General features: G+C 52.3%; 1 protein-coding gene. It reads left to right on the top strand.

Annotated features, from left to right (window positions below; translation table 11 throughout):
* Positions 1-142 precede the first annotated feature (142 nt).
* The coding region (locus LD028_RS08675; RefSeq protein WP_237811574.1) for a hypothetical protein at positions 143-325 on the top strand (183 nt) is incomplete at its 3' end.

Genomic DNA, 325 nt, shown 5'->3' on the forward strand with positions numbered 1-325 from the left:
CCAAACCGGATCATCCGTGGAGAAGAAGCTGCATCATCAGGCGTGATGTTTCGGAGCATATCAAACGATCAGTGACAAACCCCAAAGTGAACAATTGGAAAGTCGGCGGCGCGCTGCCGGCGTGGAACGGGAGGAAGTAGTCATGAAGAAATCGGAAATCGTACTCGGTGGTCATTACTCCAACGGTAAAGAAGGGCGCGGGCACTCGGTCCGAAAAGTGATAGACGAAGGACCGCAGTACAAACTCTACTCTGCAGTAACAGACACTGATTGCATTCGATACAGGGTGATTGAGGGCCAAGGTAAGGGCCGGGAGGGCAATATG

The sequence above is a fragment of the Anoxybacillus sp. LAT27 genome, from assembly GCF_022030075.1.
Lineage (GTDB): Bacteria > Bacillota > Bacilli > Bacillales > Anoxybacillaceae > Anoxybacillus > Anoxybacillus kestanbolensis.